Origin of the sequence: Pseudomonas asuensis (assembly GCF_014646755.1) — a bacterium.
GTDB lineage: Bacteria > Pseudomonadota > Gammaproteobacteria > Pseudomonadales > Pseudomonadaceae > Chryseomonas > Chryseomonas asuensis.
Genome location: NZ_BMNW01000004.1, coordinates 189,985 through 207,109 on the forward strand (window position 1 = coordinate 189,985; position 17,125 = coordinate 207,109).

Annotated in this window: 16 protein-coding genes; 4 read left to right on the top strand and 12 right to left on the bottom strand. The window is 58.5% G+C overall.

The genetic code is table 11. From position 1 onward, the window contains the following. Positions 1-3: 3 nt before the first annotated feature. From nagE to znuA, 6 genes are all read right to left on the bottom strand, one after another. Positions 4-1,686, bottom strand: a complete 1,683-nt coding sequence (gene nagE, locus IEX86_RS10355; RefSeq protein WP_188866049.1) for an N-acetylglucosamine-specific PTS transporter subunit IIBC — start codon at positions 1,684-1,686, stop codon at positions 4-6. 69 nt (positions 1,687-1,755) lie between these two features. After that, positions 1,756-4,278 (bottom strand): phosphoenolpyruvate--protein phosphotransferase, encoded by a 2,523-nt coding sequence (gene ptsP / locus IEX86_RS10360; RefSeq protein ID WP_188866050.1) that lies wholly within the window; start codon positions 4,276-4,278, stop codon positions 1,756-1,758. Positions 4,279-4,295: 17 nt separating this feature from the next. Continuing rightward, positions 4,296-5,318: an SIS domain-containing protein gene (locus IEX86_RS10365; RefSeq protein ID WP_188866051.1), complete on the bottom strand. Its 1,023-nt coding sequence runs from the start codon at positions 5,316-5,318 to the stop codon at positions 4,296-4,298. After that, on the bottom strand, positions 5,299-6,405 hold the full coding sequence (gene nagA / locus IEX86_RS10370; RefSeq protein WP_188866052.1) for an N-acetylglucosamine-6-phosphate deacetylase: 1,107 nt from the start codon (positions 6,403-6,405) through the stop codon (positions 5,299-5,301). The genes IEX86_RS10365 and nagA overlap by 20 nt, the downstream gene beginning before the upstream one ends. A gap of 9 nt (positions 6,406-6,414) precedes the next feature. Further along, positions 6,415-7,158: a GntR family transcriptional regulator gene (locus tag IEX86_RS10375; RefSeq protein WP_373290416.1), complete on the bottom strand. Its 744-nt coding sequence runs from the start codon at positions 7,156-7,158 to the stop codon at positions 6,415-6,417. A gap of 100 nt (positions 7,159-7,258) precedes the next feature. Further along, positions 7,259-8,203 carry a zinc ABC transporter substrate-binding protein ZnuA gene (znuA, locus tag IEX86_RS10380; RefSeq protein WP_373290417.1) on the bottom strand — a complete coding sequence of 315 codons (945 nt, stop codon included), beginning with the start codon at positions 8,201-8,203 and terminating at the stop codon, positions 7,259-7,261. A gap of 65 nt (positions 8,204-8,268) precedes the next feature. Between znuA and zur the strand changes: the two genes are divergently transcribed. The 4 genes from zur to IEX86_RS10400 all read left to right on the top strand — a co-directional run bounded on the left by zur (position 8,269) and on the right by IEX86_RS10400 (position 11,610). Next, on the top strand, positions 8,269-8,754 hold the full coding sequence (gene zur / locus IEX86_RS10385) for a zinc uptake transcriptional repressor Zur (RefSeq protein ID WP_188866054.1): 486 nt from the start codon (positions 8,269-8,271) through the stop codon (positions 8,752-8,754). Beyond that, on the top strand, positions 8,751-9,521 hold the full coding sequence (gene znuC, locus IEX86_RS10390) for a zinc ABC transporter ATP-binding protein ZnuC (protein WP_188866055.1): 771 nt from the start codon (positions 8,751-8,753) through the stop codon (positions 9,519-9,521). The genes zur and znuC overlap by 4 nt, the downstream gene beginning before the upstream one ends. After that, positions 9,514-10,299, top strand: a complete 786-nt coding sequence (znuB, locus tag IEX86_RS10395) for a zinc ABC transporter permease subunit ZnuB (protein ID WP_188866056.1) — start codon at positions 9,514-9,516, stop codon at positions 10,297-10,299. The genes znuC and znuB overlap by 8 nt, the downstream gene beginning before the upstream one ends. A 483-nt stretch (positions 10,300-10,782) precedes the next feature. After that, positions 10,783-11,610 carry an aldo/keto reductase gene (locus IEX86_RS10400; RefSeq protein WP_188866057.1) on the top strand — a complete coding sequence of 276 codons (828 nt, stop codon included), beginning with the start codon at positions 10,783-10,785 and terminating at the stop codon, positions 11,608-11,610. A gap of 62 nt (positions 11,611-11,672) precedes the next feature. Here IEX86_RS10400 and rsd read toward each other — a convergent pair whose 3' ends face one another. From rsd to hemC, 6 genes are all read right to left on the bottom strand, one after another. Beyond that, the gene (gene rsd, locus IEX86_RS10405; protein WP_188866058.1) at positions 11,673-12,179 is read right to left on the bottom strand and encodes a sigma D regulator; all 507 of its coding nucleotides are present in this window, start codon (positions 12,177-12,179) and stop codon (positions 11,673-11,675) included. A 163-nt stretch (positions 12,180-12,342) separates the two neighbouring features. Further along, positions 12,343-12,852: a disulfide bond formation protein B gene (locus tag IEX86_RS10410; RefSeq protein ID WP_188866338.1), complete on the bottom strand. Its 510-nt coding sequence runs from the start codon at positions 12,850-12,852 to the stop codon at positions 12,343-12,345. Between the two features lie 160 nt (positions 12,853-13,012). After that, the gene (locus IEX86_RS10415; RefSeq protein WP_188866059.1) at positions 13,013-14,224 is read right to left on the bottom strand and encodes a heme biosynthesis protein HemY; all 1,212 of its coding nucleotides are present in this window, start codon (positions 14,222-14,224) and stop codon (positions 13,013-13,015) included. Continuing rightward, on the bottom strand, positions 14,221-15,390 hold the full coding sequence (locus IEX86_RS10420) for a uroporphyrinogen-III C-methyltransferase (protein ID WP_188866060.1): 1,170 nt from the start codon (positions 15,388-15,390) through the stop codon (positions 14,221-14,223). Before IEX86_RS10420 ends, IEX86_RS10415 begins: the two co-directional genes overlap by 4 nt. A gap of 23 nt (positions 15,391-15,413) precedes the next feature. Then, entirely contained in the window at positions 15,414-16,175 is a 762-nt protein-coding gene (locus IEX86_RS10425; protein ID WP_188866061.1) for a uroporphyrinogen-III synthase, read from the bottom strand. Next, complete coding sequence (hemC, locus tag IEX86_RS10430; RefSeq protein ID WP_188866062.1) at positions 16,172-17,110, bottom strand: hydroxymethylbilane synthase; 939 nt, start codon at positions 17,108-17,110, stop codon at positions 16,172-16,174. Before hemC ends, IEX86_RS10425 begins: the two co-directional genes overlap by 4 nt. Between the last annotated feature and the right edge of the window lie 15 nt (positions 17,111-17,125).

The following is a 17,125-nucleotide window of genomic DNA, read 5'->3' on the forward strand; positions in this document are numbered from 1 at the left end:
CAATTAACGACTCAATCGGGCCGCCAGCCCCACTGCTTGCGGGCCGACCAGCAGGTGCCATACACCATTAGCCAGCGGTACCAAGCCACTGCAGCCCAGATGCTCAAGCTCCGCCCGATTGATTCGACTGGCATCACCTAATTGCAGGCGTAACCGGGTAAAGGCTACGGCCTCAACCTGCTGGAGGTTGTCCGCACCGCCTAAGGCATGTTGCCACTGAGCAACCTGTTGGTCACTAAACACCGTTTCAGGCTTCGCCCCAGGCAACGGCTCTTGCGCCAGAAGAGCCGTATGGTCGGTGCCCTCCAAAGCATTGCGAATTTCCCCGGCAATCAAGTCGGCCTGCGGGCCTAATACTACCTGCACGCTAGCGCCCTGCCCTGGTCTGATCACACCATGGGCCCCTAACCGTTTGAGTTCGGCATCATTGGCTTTCCCGCGATCAATCAGATTCAGGCGCAGACGTGTAGCGCAGGCATCTACGCTCTGTAGATTACCAGCGCCGCCCAAGGCCCTGATAAAGGCTTGCGCCCGACTGGCATCGCTTTCAGCGGCTGGCGATACCGCGCTTTCAGCAACCTCGCGGCCCGGTGTCTTAAGGTCGAAACGGCGGATGCAATAGCTGAACACGCCGTAATACAGGGCAAAGTAGGCCAGTCCAATTGGCATCAACATCCAGCCATTCGTTGACACGCCATAGCCCAGGGCATAGTCGATCGCGCCACCGGAAAAGGTAAATCCCAGGTGTACGTTAAGCAGGTACATGAGGGCCATCGCAACGCCTGTCAGGAGCGCATGCAAGCCGTAGAGCAGGGGTGCCAGAAACATAAAGGCAAACTCGATAGGCTCGGTTACTCCGGTCAGAAACGCGGTAAGTGCCATGGACAGCAGAATGCCGCCTACCTGTTTGCGCCGCTCAGGGTTGGCGCAGCGGTACATGGCCAGGCACGCAGCCGGAAGGCCGAACATCATCACAGGAAACATACCGGCCATAAAAATACCGGCGGAAGGATCACCTGCAAAATAGCGGTTCAAATCGCCATGAACGAGCATGCCCTGTGCGTTGGTGTAATCACCAAACACGAACCAGACAAGGTTATTAAGGATGTGATGGAGCCCAGTAATAATCAGGATGCGGTTAAGCACACCATAGGCGAACACCCCTACCACCCCGCTGCCAATAAGCCAGTGCCCAGCGTGGTCGATCGCATGCTGAATAGGCGGCCAGACCAGCCAGAAAAGACCACCCAGCACCAGTCCGGCTACGCCGGTAACGATGGGCACAAAGCGTCGTCCGCCAAAAAAGGCGAGGTACTCCGGTAGCCTGATTGCGTGATAGCGGTTGTAGAGTCCGCCAGCCACAAGTCCGCTCAAGATGCCTGCCAGCACGCCCATATCGATTTTATCGTCGAGCTGCTTGAGCACGGCGGTTAACACGAGATACCCGATGGCCCCCGCCAGACCCGCCACCCCATTACTGTCCCGGGCGAACCCGACTGCCACGCCGATGGCGAAAATCAATGCAAGATTGGCGAAGATGGCATTACCCGCGGCAGCGATAAAGCCAATATCCAATAGGTCAGGCTGACCTAACCGTAATAACAGCCCCGCTACTGGCAGAACTGCAATCGGTAGCATCAGGGCACGGCCCAGGCGTTGAACGCCATCAAATACATGAACAGTCATGCGGCACTCCTCCGTAGGTATTGTTATAGGGGGCAGAGCGGGCCAAAGGGCAAAAAAGAAAATGGATGCTTACAACACAGGCCATAGCGCCTCACAGCGCGCTCGCACAGCCTGAGCATTGGGTAAATCCAATAAGGCGGCGCTGGCCTGCCGACACTGGGCAGCCTCAAGCTGACGCACCCGTGCCTTGATCTCACCAATTCGGGCCGCTCCCACGGAGAGCTCACTGATTCCCAGCCCGATCAGTACCGGCGTGGCCAAGGAATCGCTTGCCAGATCACCGCAAACGCCAACCCATTTGCCGTGGCGGCGAGCACCGGCGCAGGCCTGGGCAATCAGCCGCAGTACACTAGGGTGCAAGGCGTCGATGTGGGCGGCCAGATCGCTATGGCATCGGTCCATCGCCAAGGTGTATTGCGTCAGATCATTGGTGCCAATAGAGAAAAAGTCGGCATGGGCTGCCAGCTGCTCAGCCAGTAGCGCAGCCGAAGGCACCTCAATCATCACACCTACCTCCAGTGCCGGTGGTACGTTCAGCTCGGCAGCGAGATCACGGATACGCTGGCGTACCTGCAAGAGCTCGCCTACTTCACTGATCATTGGAAGCAGCACACGGCAGCGCTGAACAGGCTGCACCTGTAGCAGCGCCTTGAGTTGGTCGTCCAGGAGCTGCGGATGTGTCCAGCCCAGGCGTATTCCCCTTAGGCCCAGTGCAGGGTTGGGCTCGGGTGTCAGGGACAGATAGTCGACCGGTTTGTCTCCACCAATATCCAGGGTACGAATGATAACGGGTCTGTCAGGAAAGGCTTCCAGCATGGCCTGGTATGTGGAGCGCTGCTCCTGTTGTGTCGGTGCCTGGGTGCGATCCATGAACAACAGCTCAGTGCGCAAGAGGCCAATGCCATCGGCCCCTTCAGCCTGTGCCCGCCTCGCCTCAGCCAGATGCGAGACGTTCGCAGCCACCTCGATCGTTTGGCCGTCGCGGGTGATGGCTGCATCCTGTGCTGCCTGTCGAAGCCTTTCCCGTTGCTTGGCCTGCGTCCTTAGTTCCAACTCGACAGCTGTGAGTCGTGCAGAATCTGGGGCAGTTTCCAGCCGTCCTGCTGAGGCGTCCAGCACCAGAGGGACATTAACCTCCAAGTGCATGAGTGATTCGCCCAGCGCCACCACGCACGGTAGCCCTGCCGCACGCGCCAGGATAGAGACGTGCGAGGTTGCCCCACCTCCTGCCAGACAGAGGCCGGCAGGCTGTGCGTCCAGCAAATTAGTCAGTTCAGAGGGGCTCAGGTCGTCAGCAGCTACCAGCGCACCGCGGGGAGGATCAAACGTGAGTTGCACATTCAAAAGGATGCGTAACACCTGCCGCTGTACATCACGTAGGTCGCTGATCCGCTCGCGTAATAAGAGGTTGTCCAGGCCAGCCAGAATCTGACACTGCCTTTCAAGCGCAGCGTGCCAGGCATGGGCAGCTGTCAGACCATCGTTCAGGTACTGCTGGCTGTCTTGTAAGAGTTCGGGATCATCCAAAAGCGCCAGATGCGCTGTAAAAATAGCCGCCTCAGCGTCTTGTCCCCTGCGCTGCGCCTCATCGATACGTTGCTGAATCAATACGCCTGTAGCCTGCAAGGCCTTGTCGAGCTCAGCCTGCTCAGCCGCAGCCCCTTGGCGGCTATGGCGCTCGGCCGGTAGCGTCAACGCCTCCGGTTTCCAGAGTGGACCCATGGCGAGACCAGGCGAGGCGCAAATGCCTTGAATCACACCTTCGCCGTGCTTTGGAGGGGTCGACAGGGAGGCTGGCACCAGTGCTAGTGATGCCGCGGCTCTGACGCGGGCGGCCGGATGCTCCAAGGCCTGGATGGCTGCTGCCAGTGCCTGGACGGCCTGCTGTCCACGACACTCGATCATGACCCGCTGCTGCTCTTTTACACCCAACTTCAGGAGGCTAACCAGACTTGCCGCATCGGCCCGAAGGTGGTTATGCAGGATGTGCGTGGTCGCTGAAAAGGGTTGCACAGCCTCGCGTAACAGCGCAGCCGGACGGGCATGCAACCCCCCGGAATGCGCCACCATGGCCGAGCCCTCTGCATGCGGCTCAGAGAGGGAGGAATCAGGGTCTGTCGCCAGGCGGGTCTGACCTTGCAGGATCAATAATGGCTCACCTACGCGCGCTTGCCGGGTCGTGAGCATTTTCATGCTCAGCCCCTCGGCATTGGTGACCGTCATCATTGAAATCAGGCTACGGGCTGCCTGTGCGACAGTATCCAGATCAAAGCGCAGGAGCAGTTGCCCGGCGCTGACTCGGTCACCTTCATGTACGTCCAGTTGAAATCCCTGGCCTTTGAGCTGGACCGTATCGAGCCCCACATGCATGAACACTTCATACCCATCGTCATGGCGAAGCGTAATGGCATGGGCACTCCGGGCGATCTGTATGACCTCACCGGCACAAGGCGCAAATAACTGGCCTTCGAGCGGATCGATGGCAATGCCCGGTCCCATCAGCCCCTCGCTGAATACTGGGTCTGGAACATCCGTGAGAGCCAGCAGCGGGCCGGCCAGGGGAGCAGTAAGCAGCAGTTCGCGAGTGGACATGGCGCATCCTCAAAGGGTCAGCGGGTACAAGTCTCTTTCTGCAAATGGCGAGGTTCGTCAGGATTCAGGCCCCGTGCTTCAGCCAGCGCGGCAGCCATTTTGTAAAACGTCTGGATAGCCAGAAGCGGGTCAAGGTCCGGATGCCCAGCTTCGGCCAATACAAGGTCATGCCCAGGTACATTGGCCGGCGCCGCCAGCAGAACGGTTGCCCCCCGCTGTCTCATGTCATGCGCCAGTGTCAGGAGGCCAGCCTGCTCAGGGCCGCGCGGGGCAAAAACAAGCAGTGGGTAACCGCTCTCGATGAGCGCCATCGGCCCATGCCTGATCTCGGCACCGCTAAAAGCTTCGCCTTGCAGTACAGAGGTTTCCTTGAACTTGAGCGCCGCCTCTAGAGCTATTCCAAAGCCCAGCCCGCGCCCAACGACCATGTAACGCTGTGCGTTTTGCAAGACCTCGATGGCAGGTGTCCAGTCCAGCGCCCAGGCACGCTGCAAGTCCTCTGGCAGTTGTTGTCCAGCCGCCAACAGCGCCGTATCGTTCTGCCAGTGGGCTACCAGACGTGCACCGGCACTTAATGTCGCGATAAAGCTCTTGGTTGCCGCCACGCTGCGCTCCGCGCCTGCGCTAAGGGGGATGACCTGTTCGCAGGCAGCCGTGAGCGGTGATTCAGCCACGTTTACCAATGCTACCGTTCGTGCGCCCTGAGCCCTTAACGCCGCCATACTGTCGACCAGATCAGGGCTTTTACCCGACTGCGAAAAGCCCAGGGCCAATTGGCCCCTCACGTTGAGCGAGGCCTGACGCAACGTCATGAGCGACATGGGAAGTGACAGAACCGGTACGCCGAGCCGTGGCATGGCCAAGTAAGCGAAATACGTGGCGGCATGATCAGAGCTGCCCCGTGCTACGGTTACGGCAAGATGCGGCGGCTGGCGGCGCAACGATTCGGCCAGGGACTGGATAGCCTCCTCGGCCTCACGCAACTGGTTAGTCACGGCAATGCAGGCCGTACGGGCTTCTTCATGCATGAGTGAAGTCATGGGCTTCTCCCTCGACGTGCACGGACTGAAGGTTCAGCATGCGATCAAAGCAGACCACATCGGCCCAGCTACCCGGAGACAACCGACCTCGATCGGTCAGTCCCAGGTACTCGGCAGGATAACGAGACAGGCGCTGCGCCGCGTCCTCCAGGGGGAGCCCAATCCGCACAAGGTTGCGCAAGGCTTGATCCATGGTCAGGGTGCTACCGGCAAGGGTTCCGTCCGCCAGCCGTACACCACCCAGGCACTTGGTAACGGGTTGCCGCCCTAATTTGTATTCACCGTCCGGCATACCTGCGGCAGCGGTGGAATCGGTGACGCAATACAAACAGGGAATTGCACGCAGAGCTGTGCGAATGGCACCCGGGTGGACATGAAGCAGGTCAGGAATCAATTCAGCATACTGCGCATGGGCCAATGCAGCCCCTACCATTCCCGGCTCACGATGATGCAGACCGGTCATGGCGTTGAACAGATGCGTGAAGCCGTGCGCACCATGCTCCAGCGCAGCCACGCCGTCCTCATAGCTACCGAGCGTGTGACCGATCTGTACCCGTATGCCGCGCCGGCTCAGTGCTTGGATGATTTCACGATGGCTGGCAATCTCCGGCGCCAGGGTGACAACCTTGATAGGCGCCAGCGACAGGTAGTGATCCAGCTCGGCTAACGTTGCCGTACAGGCAAAGTTGGGTTGTGCACCCAGTTTTCCTGCATTGATGTAGGGGCCTTCAAGGTGGACGCCCAACACGCGTGCTGCACCTGCTGGACGATCCTCGATTCGCTCGCCCAGGCCCCGCAATACCGCCTCGATATCACTTGGCGGCGCTGTCATGGTGGTAGCCAGGAGGCTGGTTGTGCCAAAGCGAAGATGAGTCCGGGCAATGGTCTCGATAGCAGTGCCGCCCTCCATGGTATCCGCCCCGCCACCGCCGTGAACATGCAAGTCGATAAAGCCCGGCAGTAGATAAGGGGCTTCATTCTCGGCAGGGTTGCAGGGCCTTGCATCCAGGCAGCTAATGCGCCCGTCTTCCACCTGGAGCTGGCCGTAGCGCCAACCGTCAGGGGTGAGGATGTTTCCCGTAAGCATGGTCCCTCCTCAACGCCGAAGCTCGGCGACAAAATCGTAATAGTCGTTACGGCAATAGGTATCGGTCAGCTCGATAGGCGTGTTATCCGCGAGATAACTGATTCGGGTCATGAGCAGCATCGCAGTGCCGGGCTCAAGGCCAGCCAGATGAGCCATCTCAGGTGATGCATTTACCGCCTGGATGTGCTGAAGCGCCCGGACAACCGATAGATTTTCTGCGTCCAGCCACGCATAGAGAGAATCGCCAACAGCTTGCGGGTCCGGCATGAAGCGCGCCGGGAGCGCGCTGTGTTCAATGGCCATGACCACTCCGTCGGCACGCCGCAGACGCTTGAGCCGGGCGACGTGATCCCGTGGGGAAAGGCCGAGCCGCAAGACCTCTTCAGGCGTCGGCTCAGAAAGTTCTCGGGATAACCACTGCGAGCTGGGCGTGAATCCCTTGCTACGAAGCATTTCGCTAAAGCTCGACAGGCGGGACAATGGCTGCTCAAGCCGTGGCGTGATAAACGTGCCGGAGCCGTGGGAGCGGCTGATCAAGCCTTGAGCAAGCAAGACATCCAGAGCCTTGCGAGCAGTGACACGGGAAATAGAGAGGCGATCACTTAGAGCACGCTCGGAAGGCAATGCCTCCTCCGCACGCCAACGCCCGGCATGAATCGCCGACTCCAGCTGCTGGGCAAGCTGCAGATAGATCGGCGTAGACAGCTCCTGGTCCAGAGTGACATGGGCAAGCGCGTCGGTCATCGTGATCATTCCACTGACTCAGATGACCGACATTAATACCACTTGAATACCAGTTTAAATACCAGCTGACGCTTTACGTCGTTTTCAGGTAAGTGCTGGTCGTATTCAACTAGATCTTACCCAGGCACTCCGTCAACTTGCCGGTCAGGTTAGTCAGCAGCGCTTCATAGCCTGATGCGTTAACGGGTGCATCAGCACCTAACGGATCCAGCTCGGACAGCGTGACGGGCAGGCCTTGGCTCAACGTATCAGCCAATCGCGGACGCAGCGGTGGCTCGGTGAAGACACAAGTCGATCCGGCGTTCTTGAGCATGGTGCGCATGGCGGCCACATGACGTGCACCTGGCTGGACATCTCCGCTGATGGCAAACACGCCACGGTGTGAAAGGCCATAAGCCTCCTCAAGATAATCGAATGCTTCGTGGAAGACGAAATATGGCTTACCTGCCAAGGGCGTCAAATCCTGCTTGAGCTGCCCATCGAGTCGGTCAAGCCGCTGGTTGAATGCCGCCAGATTCGCCTTGTAGTGTTCGGCATTCGCACTGTCCTGAGCCGAAAGATCGGCAGCCATCCTGGCAGCGATTACACGTGCATTGTTCAACGAGAGCCATAAATGCGCATCAATGGAGCCTGGACGATGGGCATGGTCGTGCTCGAAGGCTTCGTCATGATCATGACCATGATCGTGCTCATGGCCCGCTTCGGCACTGAAATTGACGAAGCGACGCAGGTGCAGGTCGGGTAATTCCTGTATAGCCACGCTGGGTTTGTCCCGCCCAGGCAGGACATCCTTGAGAAACACCTCCATGTCCGGACCTATCCAGTAAAACAGTTGCGCATCACGGATACGCCGTATGTCGGACGGCCGCAGGGCGTAGTTATGGGGAGAAGCGCCGGGGGGGAGCAATACATCAGGGCTACCCACACCCTCCTGCACTGCCGCAGCAATCAACTGCAGGGGTTTTATACTGGTCAGTACGTTAACGTCGGCCTGGGCCGAGGCTGTAAAAGCAGTCAGGCCGAACAGAACGCCGGCAATCAGGGATCGGATCACGGAAGGGTCTCAAAGCAGTACGTTTGCAATATAATAACGTCCCTATTCATAAACGGCTCATTTCAATGACGAGTATCCCTCTGGCTTCTCGCCCGCATGACCATTCCCATTGCGTTGCCCAGGCGCTGGGTGAGGCTGAATCGTTGTGTACGCAGTCTGGCGTCCGCCTGACCGACCTGCGTCGGCGCGTGCTGGAACTGGTCTGGCAGAGCCATAAGCCGCTCGGGGCCTATGACATCCTGGCGGTCCTTAGCGAACAGGACGGCCGCCGCGCTGCACCACCTACCGTTTATCGCGCGCTGGATTTTCTGCTCGAAAACGGTCTGGTTCACCGCATCGCCTCTCTGAATGCCTTTGTGGGTTGCAACCACCCGGGACATGCCCATCAGGGTCAGTTCCTGATCTGTCGCGGCTGTCATGTGGCTATTGAGCTTGAGCAAGCGAGTATTCAAGACGCCATTCAGGCGGGTGCTGGCAGTGTTGGCTTCCAGGTTGAAGGCCAGACGGTCGAAGTGGTTGGTCTCTGCTCTGCCTGCCAGGGCGCTCAATGAGCGATGCACTGATTCAACTGTCCGACGTAGGTGTGCGCTTTTCCGGGCAGAACATCCTTGATCAGGTAAACCTGACCCTCACGCGTGGTGAAATCGTCACGCTTATCGGCCCCAACGGGGCCGGTAAGACTACGTTGGTGCGTACCGTACTGGGCCTGCTAAAACCGGATACCGGAAGTGTCTGGCGCCAGCCGCGCCTCACTGTTGGCTATATGCCGCAAAAGCTGCATGTGGACGCTACCTTGCCCCTCTCGGTGGTGCGCTTCCTGCGCCTGGTTCCCGGCGTAACCCGTACCAGTGCCGCCCAGGCCCTGGCAGAAGTTGGCGCCGATCACCTGCTTGATAGCCCCTTGCAAACCATCTCTGGGGGCGAACTGCAGCGTGTGCTGCTGGCCCGTGCGCTTCTACGCAAGCCGGAGCTGCTGGTACTCGACGAGCCGGTTCAGGGCGTAGACGTAAGCGGACAGGCAGAGCTTTACAGGCTCATTACTCAACTGCGTAACCGCTACGGCTGCGGCGTGCTGATGGTTTCCCATGACCTGCACTTGGTCATGAGTACCACCGATCAGGTGGTCTGCCTGAACCATCATATCTGCTGCTCCGGCCACCCCGAGCAGGTCAGTGGCGATCCGGCCTTCGTCGAGCTGTTCGGCCAGGATGCCCGTAGCCTCGCGATTTATCACCATCACCACGACCATGCCCACGAACTGCATGGCGGCGTCGTGATGAAACCCCACGTCCATGGTGAACATTGCAAGCATGGCTGATTTTCTTCTTTACGCCTTGCTCGCCGGGCTTGCATTGGCGGTTGTCGCCGGGCCGCTAGGCTCGTTTGTGGTCTGGCGACGAATGGCCTATTTTGGCGACACCCTTTCCCATGCAGCACTGCTTGGTGTAGCAATGGGCTTTCTACTCGATGTCAGCCCGACGCTGGCGGTTACCGTCGGGTGCGTGGTTCTGGCCGTGCTGCTGGTATTGCTCCAGCGCCGTCAGGGTCTGGCTGCCGATACCCTGCTGGGCATCATGTCCCACGGCACCCTGTCATTGGGTCTGGTGGCCTTGTCGTTCATGAAAGACGTGCGAATCGACTTGATGAGCTATCTCTTTGGAGACTTGCTTGCCGTTAGCCAAAGTGACCTGTGGTGGATTCTGATCGGCAGCGTGATCGTGCTGGCTTCGCTGGCCATTCTCTGGCGGCCACTTCTGGCGATTACTGTCCACGAGGAGCTAGCTCAGGTAGAGGGCCTGCCGGTCACGGCGATTCGCATGGCCCTGATGCTGCTCATTGCTATTGTGATTGCAGTCGCCATGAAGATCGTTGGCGTCCTGTTGATTACCTCACTGCTCATCATCCCAGCCGCTGCCGCACAGCGTCACGCGCGCAGCCCTGAGCAGATGGCCTTTGGTGCCAGTGTGCTAGGTATCATCGCGGTGTGCATGGGTCTGTCGCTGTCGTGGTATCAGGACACGCCTGCTGGCCCCTCTATCGTGGTCTCGGCGGCAGCGCTTTTCCTGCTCAGCTTTACACTGCCCAAGCGAACGTAAATCGCGCCAGACCTGAAAGCCCCGCCCATGCGGGGCTTTTTATTTGGATAGAACGCGCCAGGTATTGCCACAGAGCGGCCCTAACCACCCTATCCTTACAGTCGACCCGTCACGCGGGCCACTGCGCTCTTCAACTCTTTGCCGCAATGACCTTGCCCATGCCTCGATCGCTCCAGTGCCGGTATCCCGTATCAACGGGGCATTGCCCGGTCTCTTCCCAAGGTGGTTTCGAACGCGGATAGGCCGTTGCTATCAGAGTACAAAATGCCCGAGCCAATACCTATGCGGTCTAACTCTACCCCGTCACGCATTCCAGCGTATCAAGGTGTTTATTGATTATCTGGCTCAGGTACTGGAGGCCCGTTTACCCAACGCATCCAAGCCCACTCACAACGCGTCGGGATAGAAATGGTTACTCCTCAGGTCGTAACTCTTAATGCGTCAACAACGTACGACTCCCTTCATCTCATCACAGGAGTAAACATGTCTTCGATTCCGAGCCTTCAACTTAACGACGGCCATCATATCCCCCAGTTCGGCCTGGGCACCTGGAAAACCCCGAACGAAGAAGCGCCCACGCTAATCCGCTCAGCCCTGGAAATGGGCTATCGTCACATCGATACGGCAGCTGCCTACAACAACGAGGAAGGCGTAGGCCAGGGCATCGCTGAGTCCGGCATCGACCGTAACGAGTTATTCGTGACAACCAAGCTGTGGAATGAGCGTCAGGGATTTGATGAAACCCTAAAGGCCTTTGACGAGAGCCTGTCCAAGCTCAAGCTGGACTATGTAGACCTTTACCTGATCCACTGGCCCTGCCCCAAGGCCGGCAAGTTTCTAGATACTTGGAAAGCGTTTCTGCGCTTGCGTGAAGAAGGCCGTGTGCGCTCCGTAGGTGTATCCAACTTCCGCCAGGAAGATCTGGAGCAGATCATTCTGGAAACCGGTGTTACGCCAGTGGTAAACCAGATCGAAGCTCACCCGCTCTTGCAGCAGAATGCCCTGCGTGAAGTGAACCGCCAGAAGAATATTCTGACCGAAGCCTGGAGCCCACTGGCCCAAGGCGGCGAGCTGCTTAAACATCCGCTATTCCAGGAGCTGGCGAAAAAGCATGGTAAAACACCTGCTCAAGTCATTCTGCGCTGGCATATAGAATTAGGCTCGATCGTATTTCCCAAGTCCACCAACGCCGAACGTATCCGCGAAAACGTTGATATCTTCGATTTCAGCCTCGACAGTGACGATATGCAAAAGATCGCCGGGCTGGATGAAGGCAAGCGCCTGGGTCCGGACCCAGCAGAGTTTGGCTAAGTCTTTAAAAACAAAAAACCCCGCATTGGCGGGGTTTTTCCATACGTATCAGCGCGTATCGATCAGTATACCGGCTGCTGAGACGCGGCTACGCCAGAGGTAGCCAGTGGCTGAAGCTGATGCGAGTTGTGCAATACCTCGATCAGGCAATCCTCAAGCTCAAAGCGCTCATCCAGCAGTTTGCCCAGTTGCTGCAGCTCAACCAACAGGCGAGCCGGCTCATGGCAATCGCCATTGTCGCAACGGTCATTGAAATTCAGGGCAGCCTCGGTCAAGGCCTGCAGGCGCGGATAGACAGTGTGGGCAAATTCCATGGCACGCTGATCATCAAAGGCTTTTGCTTCATTCATCAGTTGCTCATAGATTTCGAAGTGCCCTGCGGACACGTAGTCCACCAGCAAGTCACATAGCTGCTCAAGGCCTGAGCGGTCTACCATCGGAGCCAACTGAGGCTCCAGCTGCAGGGCTTGATATGCCGTTACCAGTTTTTGACGTTCCTGCAACCAGCGATCAATCATCTGGTGCACCCCACCCCAACGTTCTTGTGCATTTCGGCAACGTTCAAGCATGACGAACTCTTCCTCAGCGGCAAAACAATAGCCCCGACGGTTTTCGTCGTAAGGCGTTCGACCCGGTTAATCCAACCAGAGACTGTTCGGACACCGTCTTTGGAGAGTAGTGCCGTTCAGTGATCAACTGCAACCCCTATGACCTGCTAAACGGCACTTCCAGCTAGCGAACAATAATACCGCGGGAGCGGCGGAAGAATTGATAGATCGAGAGCAGGATAAAGCCGATAAAGGCCAGCAGGCTCCACTCTGGCACGCTCATGCCAAACAGTGTCCAGTTCACTTCAGCGCAGTCAGCAGTGCCATGTAATACCAGGCGCACCACGTCTTGGAACGGCAAGGCCTGCATCATGTAATCCAGGCTTGGCAGGCAGGCGGGCAGCTGGTCAGCCGGAAGCGTCTGTAACCATACTTGCCGACCGGCGGTCGCCGCGCCCAGAGCGCAGGCCAGAAAGATCAGGGCCGCATAGACGCGTTGACCACGTGTAGCGGGGTTATGCAGGGCAGCGATGAATGCCAGGATGCCTGCAATGATGAAAAAGATCCGTTGCACAATGCAGAGTGGGCACGGTTCAAGGCCGAGAACATGCTCAAGGTACAGGCCAGCAGCCATGAGCACAGCGCAAGCAATAGCAATCAGCGAAAAAATAAAACGCGGGCTAGTCACGAGCAGGACGGCTCCAAAAGAAGTACAGGCCGCTACGGTAGTGAAAGCGTTGCAGCCTTTCAAGCAAAGTAAAGCAGCTTATACGCCCCTGAGAGGACGAGAGGTGCTGCAGGCAGGATAAAGGGTCTGGAGCGGGAGACCTCACCAGACCCTGCATGAATACTCCTCAGGCCCGCAGTGCAGGAGTGGCTAGGCGATTACCGGTACTTTCCAGCAGCAATTGGTTGCTGCGATCGGTCTCTCCCAGGTGGGCCAACAGGCGCGCCAATTCACCGCAGGCCTCTGGCGTGCGTTGGGCGCTCAGGCTGGCCTCAAGATAATCCCGCGCCTTGCCCCAGAGCTGATTGATTTGGCAAAGTCGGCCCAACGTCAGCAGCAGGACAGGATCATTCGGGTGGGTACGTAACCAGCCCTCGGCTAGTTGCAATTGCTTGCCTGGATCACGGCTCTTGATATGTCCGTACAAGCGGACCAGCCGATCGTCATAGTTACGCTTGATGGCCGCACGCAACACCTCTTCAGCATCGTCTTCGCGGTTCAGCTCATGCAGACGGGCGGCATAGGCCTGGGCGACTTCAACATCGCTTTTAAGAGCGCTGGGCACCTGCTGCCACTGGCGCGTTATTGCCTGCGTAGGGGCTTCATCACCTATCGGTGTAACTTCGTCCAGTGAAGCCAGCCATGCACGCCGCTCCAGGTCGCTTAGCTCCGCCTCGCTCAACACGCGCTGCTTGCGCAGCTCTGGCAACAGACTGATCAATGCCGGCCAGTCACGCAGGGTGACGTACAGACGCTGCATCAATGAGAGGACATAAGGATGCTTGGGATGCTTTGCATGCAAAGGCGCAAGGCTTGCCAGCGCCTCGGTGTACTGCATCCGATGGATCTGCAGTTGAGCCTGGGTCAGACCAATGGCTACATCAGCATGGGGTTCACGTTCACGGGCCTTTTGCAGAAGCGCATCGCTTTCCTGGTACTGGCCCATCTCGTTGGCAGCCCTGGCGGCGCCCAGATAGTGAGTCAACGGATGCGCATCGCTCTCTGCAGCGGTTTTCAAGTGCTTGAGCGCTGAGGGCCAGTCACCTTCAGCCAGCTCCAGCTGACCCCGATGGGCTGCCTGGGCAACACGACGCTGCTTGTTATGACGGGACCAGGGATTGATCACACGTCCTGATACGCCAAGCGCCGACAAGGCCAGCCGCAATAGGTACAGCGCGATCACGGCCGCTACGACCAGGGCCAGGAAGCCCCAAAAGCTCGACTCGTAACGAAAACTGTTATAGGAGAACAGTACGTAGCCGGGCTCATCCGCCATGATGACGGCAACCCCAAGGGCAACCAGTACGGCAAATAGGAACAGCAGAGTCAGTCGTTTCACAGTTGCTCCTCCTGGGCAGGCGACGCAGCCGGGGGTGCAGGCTGGGTAGAGGTATTCGATTCAGGTTGCTGGCGGCGGGCGATATACGCCTGAAGAGCCGACAGTGTCGGGCTGAGATCCGGCGGGTTGAGCGTCACAGGCTTCTGAGCCAACTCGCTTAACGCATCACGAATGGCACGACTTTCAGCGTTCTGGCTGTTGAAATGAGCCTCTAGAACACCCTGAGCCTGAGTCAGTGCACGTTGATAGACCTCCTGGTTGCCGTTGAGCGCGCCCCATTGAGCCTGCTCAAGAGCCAGATTCATAGCCAGGCGGACCTGAGCCAGGCTTTCTTCAGCCAGCAGAGGCTTGATGGGCTTGTCTGCTGAAAAGTCGATGCGGAAATAGCCGGAAACGCGCTCGCGCAGGCGCTGCCAGGCTCGCATGAAGCGATTTGTGCTTTCTTCGTCGGCCTGAACGCCAGGCTGATCGGCTTCAGGATGAACAAAGCGTGGCGGCAGGGGCTCCAGCGTTTGTACCTCACTGCGTAACGCAGACAAGCGAACAAACAGGCCAGTCTGATCCAGATCGGGCAATTGGCGCAGCGCCTGTTGGCTGCTTGCCAGCTGCTGGCGCACGGCAAAGGCGCCTGGATCATTCTGCGCCTTGAGAATCTCATCTACGGCCTGGAGCAGGTTCTGAGCGCTAGGAACATCTTGCAGCGCTGTCAGACGCAACGTTGCCATACGCATCAGATGCTCGGCTTCAGCCAGACGCCAAACCTGTCGGCTTTGCCCAACCACTTCGGTGAACTGCTGAGCCAGATGCTGCTGATCGGCCTGTAACTGACCTATCAACCGGCGGCGATTTTCAAAGTCTTCTGCATTGGGCAGCTTTTCCAGCTGCGCAGCCAGGGCCTGCTCACGCTGCTCGACCTGACGCGTCTGGCTGCGAGCGTCCTCGAGCTGCGTCATCTGGGCGCGATCCTGCTCATGCAGGGTACGTGTCTGCCAGAGGCTCCAACCACCGGCAGCCAGGCCGGCAGCGCCGACCAACAAGGCCAGCAGGGCCAGTCCGGTACCGCCACGGCGTGGCTTTTCCGAAATCGGAGCAGGTGGGGGCGTCGCGTTGACCGTCTCGCCAGATGCCGATACGGCACCGTCAGTGGGAGTGACTGTTTCGCTCACAAGTCCTTCCTTTGATTCGTTATTCAAGGATGATGCTCTTCAAGCGCCGCCAACACCGCTGCGGTACTGGCGCCATGACAGGTAATGACACGCTGTATACCGGCTGCGCGGGCCTGCTCGGCCACACGCTCGCTGGGCACTAGCAGCGGCACTGTACACAAGACTGGCCACGCGAGGCCGGCCAGGGTGCGCAGATGCGCGAAACTCTGCCCACTGCTGACCATGACGCCATTGAGGCGTTCCGCTACAAGGCAATCAGTCAGGGTATTTTGTGGATAATCCGGCATTACACGCCGGTAGAGCTCAAGGTAATCAACCTGCACGCCACGCTCACGTAGCGTCTCGGCCATGGTTTCCCTACCGCCTTCACCGCGCAGGATAAGCACCCGAGGATCAGCCTCTTGCAAGGCCTCATCGAGTTGCGGCAAGGCCAGAACCCCCTCGCTATCTTCGCTCTGAACAGGAGTGATGACCGATAGGCCATAGGCCTCAAGAATATCGGCAGTGGCTGCGCCTACAGCGAACCAGGTCTGGTTTATGGGCGGTTGTGGCCAATACTGGTCCAGCCGCTCCAAACCAATACGGGCGGCCGGCTTGCTGACCACGATGACGGCCTTGTAACGATCCAGGTCAAGCATGAGGGAGCGCTGCTCCGGTGTTTCGGGCAGCGGCTCAATGGCCAATAGCGGCAGGCTGGCACTGTGTATACCCCGCTCGGCCAGCGCAGCGGCCAAGGGTTCACATTCTTCGGCAGGGCGAGTCAGAAGCAGCCGCCAGGCTGTCATGGCTGGCCAGCCTCGTCATAAACGGCACGCAGGATATCGCCAGCACCCTGGGCAAGCAGCTCATCGGCCACTTGGATACCTAACGCAGAAGGATCGATAATCGACCCACGCGCCTCGGCCCTCAACAGCAATGTGCCGTCTGGCTGTCCGACCAGACCACGCAGCCAAAGCTCTTCACCTTCGCGGATGGCGTAGCAGGCAATAGGCACCTGGCAGCCACCATTGAGATGACGATTCATGGCACGCTCGGCAATCACCCGCTGTTCGGTTTCAAGGTGATGAAGTGGCTTGAGCAGCTCGTGCACCTCGGCATCATCCATTCGACATTCAATGCCTACCGCCCCTTGGCCGCCAGCCGGAAGGCTGTCCTCAACACTGATGGATTCGCGGATACGGTCCTGAAAGCCCAGGCGAATCAGGCCAGCGGCTGCAAGAATAATGGCGTGATAGTCGCCTGCATCCAGCTTGGCGAGACGCGTATTGACGTTACCCCGCAGGAAACGGATCTCAAGATCCGGCCGCTGGGCCAGCAGCTGAGCCTGTCGACGTAGGCTGGACGTTCCTACAATACTGCCAGCCGGTAACGCCGCCAGACTGCTATAGGTATTGGAAACAAACGCATCGCGCGCGTCTTCACGCTCGCAGATGGCATAGAGCCCAAGACCTTCAGGAAACTCCATTGGCACATCCTTCATGGAGTGCACAGCAATATCAGCATCACCTTCCAGCAATGCCGTTTCCAACTCCTTGACGAACAAACCCTTGCCGCCAATCTTCGCCAGCGGCGCATCAAGCAGCTTGTCGCCCCGACTGGTCATCGGCAACAGGCTGACGTGCAACCCAGGATGGGCTGCCTCCAGACGGGCCTTTACATACTCGGCCTGCCACAGGGCAAGCGCGCTTTGACGCGTGGCGATGCGAATCTCGCGGTTCATGAGCCTATTCCGGGA

Bases quoted from the DNA above. Each gene is read 5' to 3' on its own strand.
- znuC (WP_188866055.1), top strand. From the start codon at position 8,751: ATGAGCGATGCACTGATTCAACTGTCCGACGTAGGTGTGCGCTTTTCC.
- rsd (WP_188866058.1), bottom strand. From the start codon at position 12,179: ATGCTTGAACGTTGCCGAAATGCACAAGAACGTTGGGGTGGGGTGCAC.
- IEX86_RS10400 (WP_188866057.1), top strand. From the start codon at position 10,783: ATGTCTTCGATTCCGAGCCTTCAACTTAACGACGGCCATCATATCCCC.
- znuB (WP_188866056.1), top strand. From the start codon at position 9,514: ATGGCTGATTTTCTTCTTTACGCCTTGCTCGCCGGGCTTGCATTGGCG.
- nagA (WP_188866052.1), bottom strand. From the start codon at position 6,405: ATGCTTACGGGAAACATCCTCACCCCTGACGGTTGGCGCTACGGCCAG.
- IEX86_RS10365 (WP_188866051.1), bottom strand. From the start codon at position 5,318: ATGACTTCACTCATGCATGAAGAAGCCCGTACGGCCTGCATTGCCGTG.
- hemC (WP_188866062.1), bottom strand. From the start codon at position 17,110: ATGAACCGCGAGATTCGCATCGCCACGCGTCAAAGCGCGCTTGCCCTG.
- zur (WP_188866054.1), top strand. From the start codon at position 8,269: ATGACGAGTATCCCTCTGGCTTCTCGCCCGCATGACCATTCCCATTGC.
- IEX86_RS10375 (WP_373290416.1), bottom strand. From the start codon at position 7,158: ATGATCACGATGACCGACGCGCTTGCCCATGTCACTCTGGACCAGGAG.
- ptsP (WP_188866050.1), bottom strand. From the start codon at position 4,278: ATGTCCACTCGCGAACTGCTGCTTACTGCTCCCCTGGCCGGCCCGCTG.
- IEX86_RS10425 (WP_188866061.1), bottom strand. From the start codon at position 16,175: ATGACAGCCTGGCGGCTGCTTCTGACTCGCCCTGCCGAAGAATGTGAA.
- nagE (WP_188866049.1), bottom strand. From the start codon at position 1,686: ATGACTGTTCATGTATTTGATGGCGTTCAACGCCTGGGCCGTGCCCTG.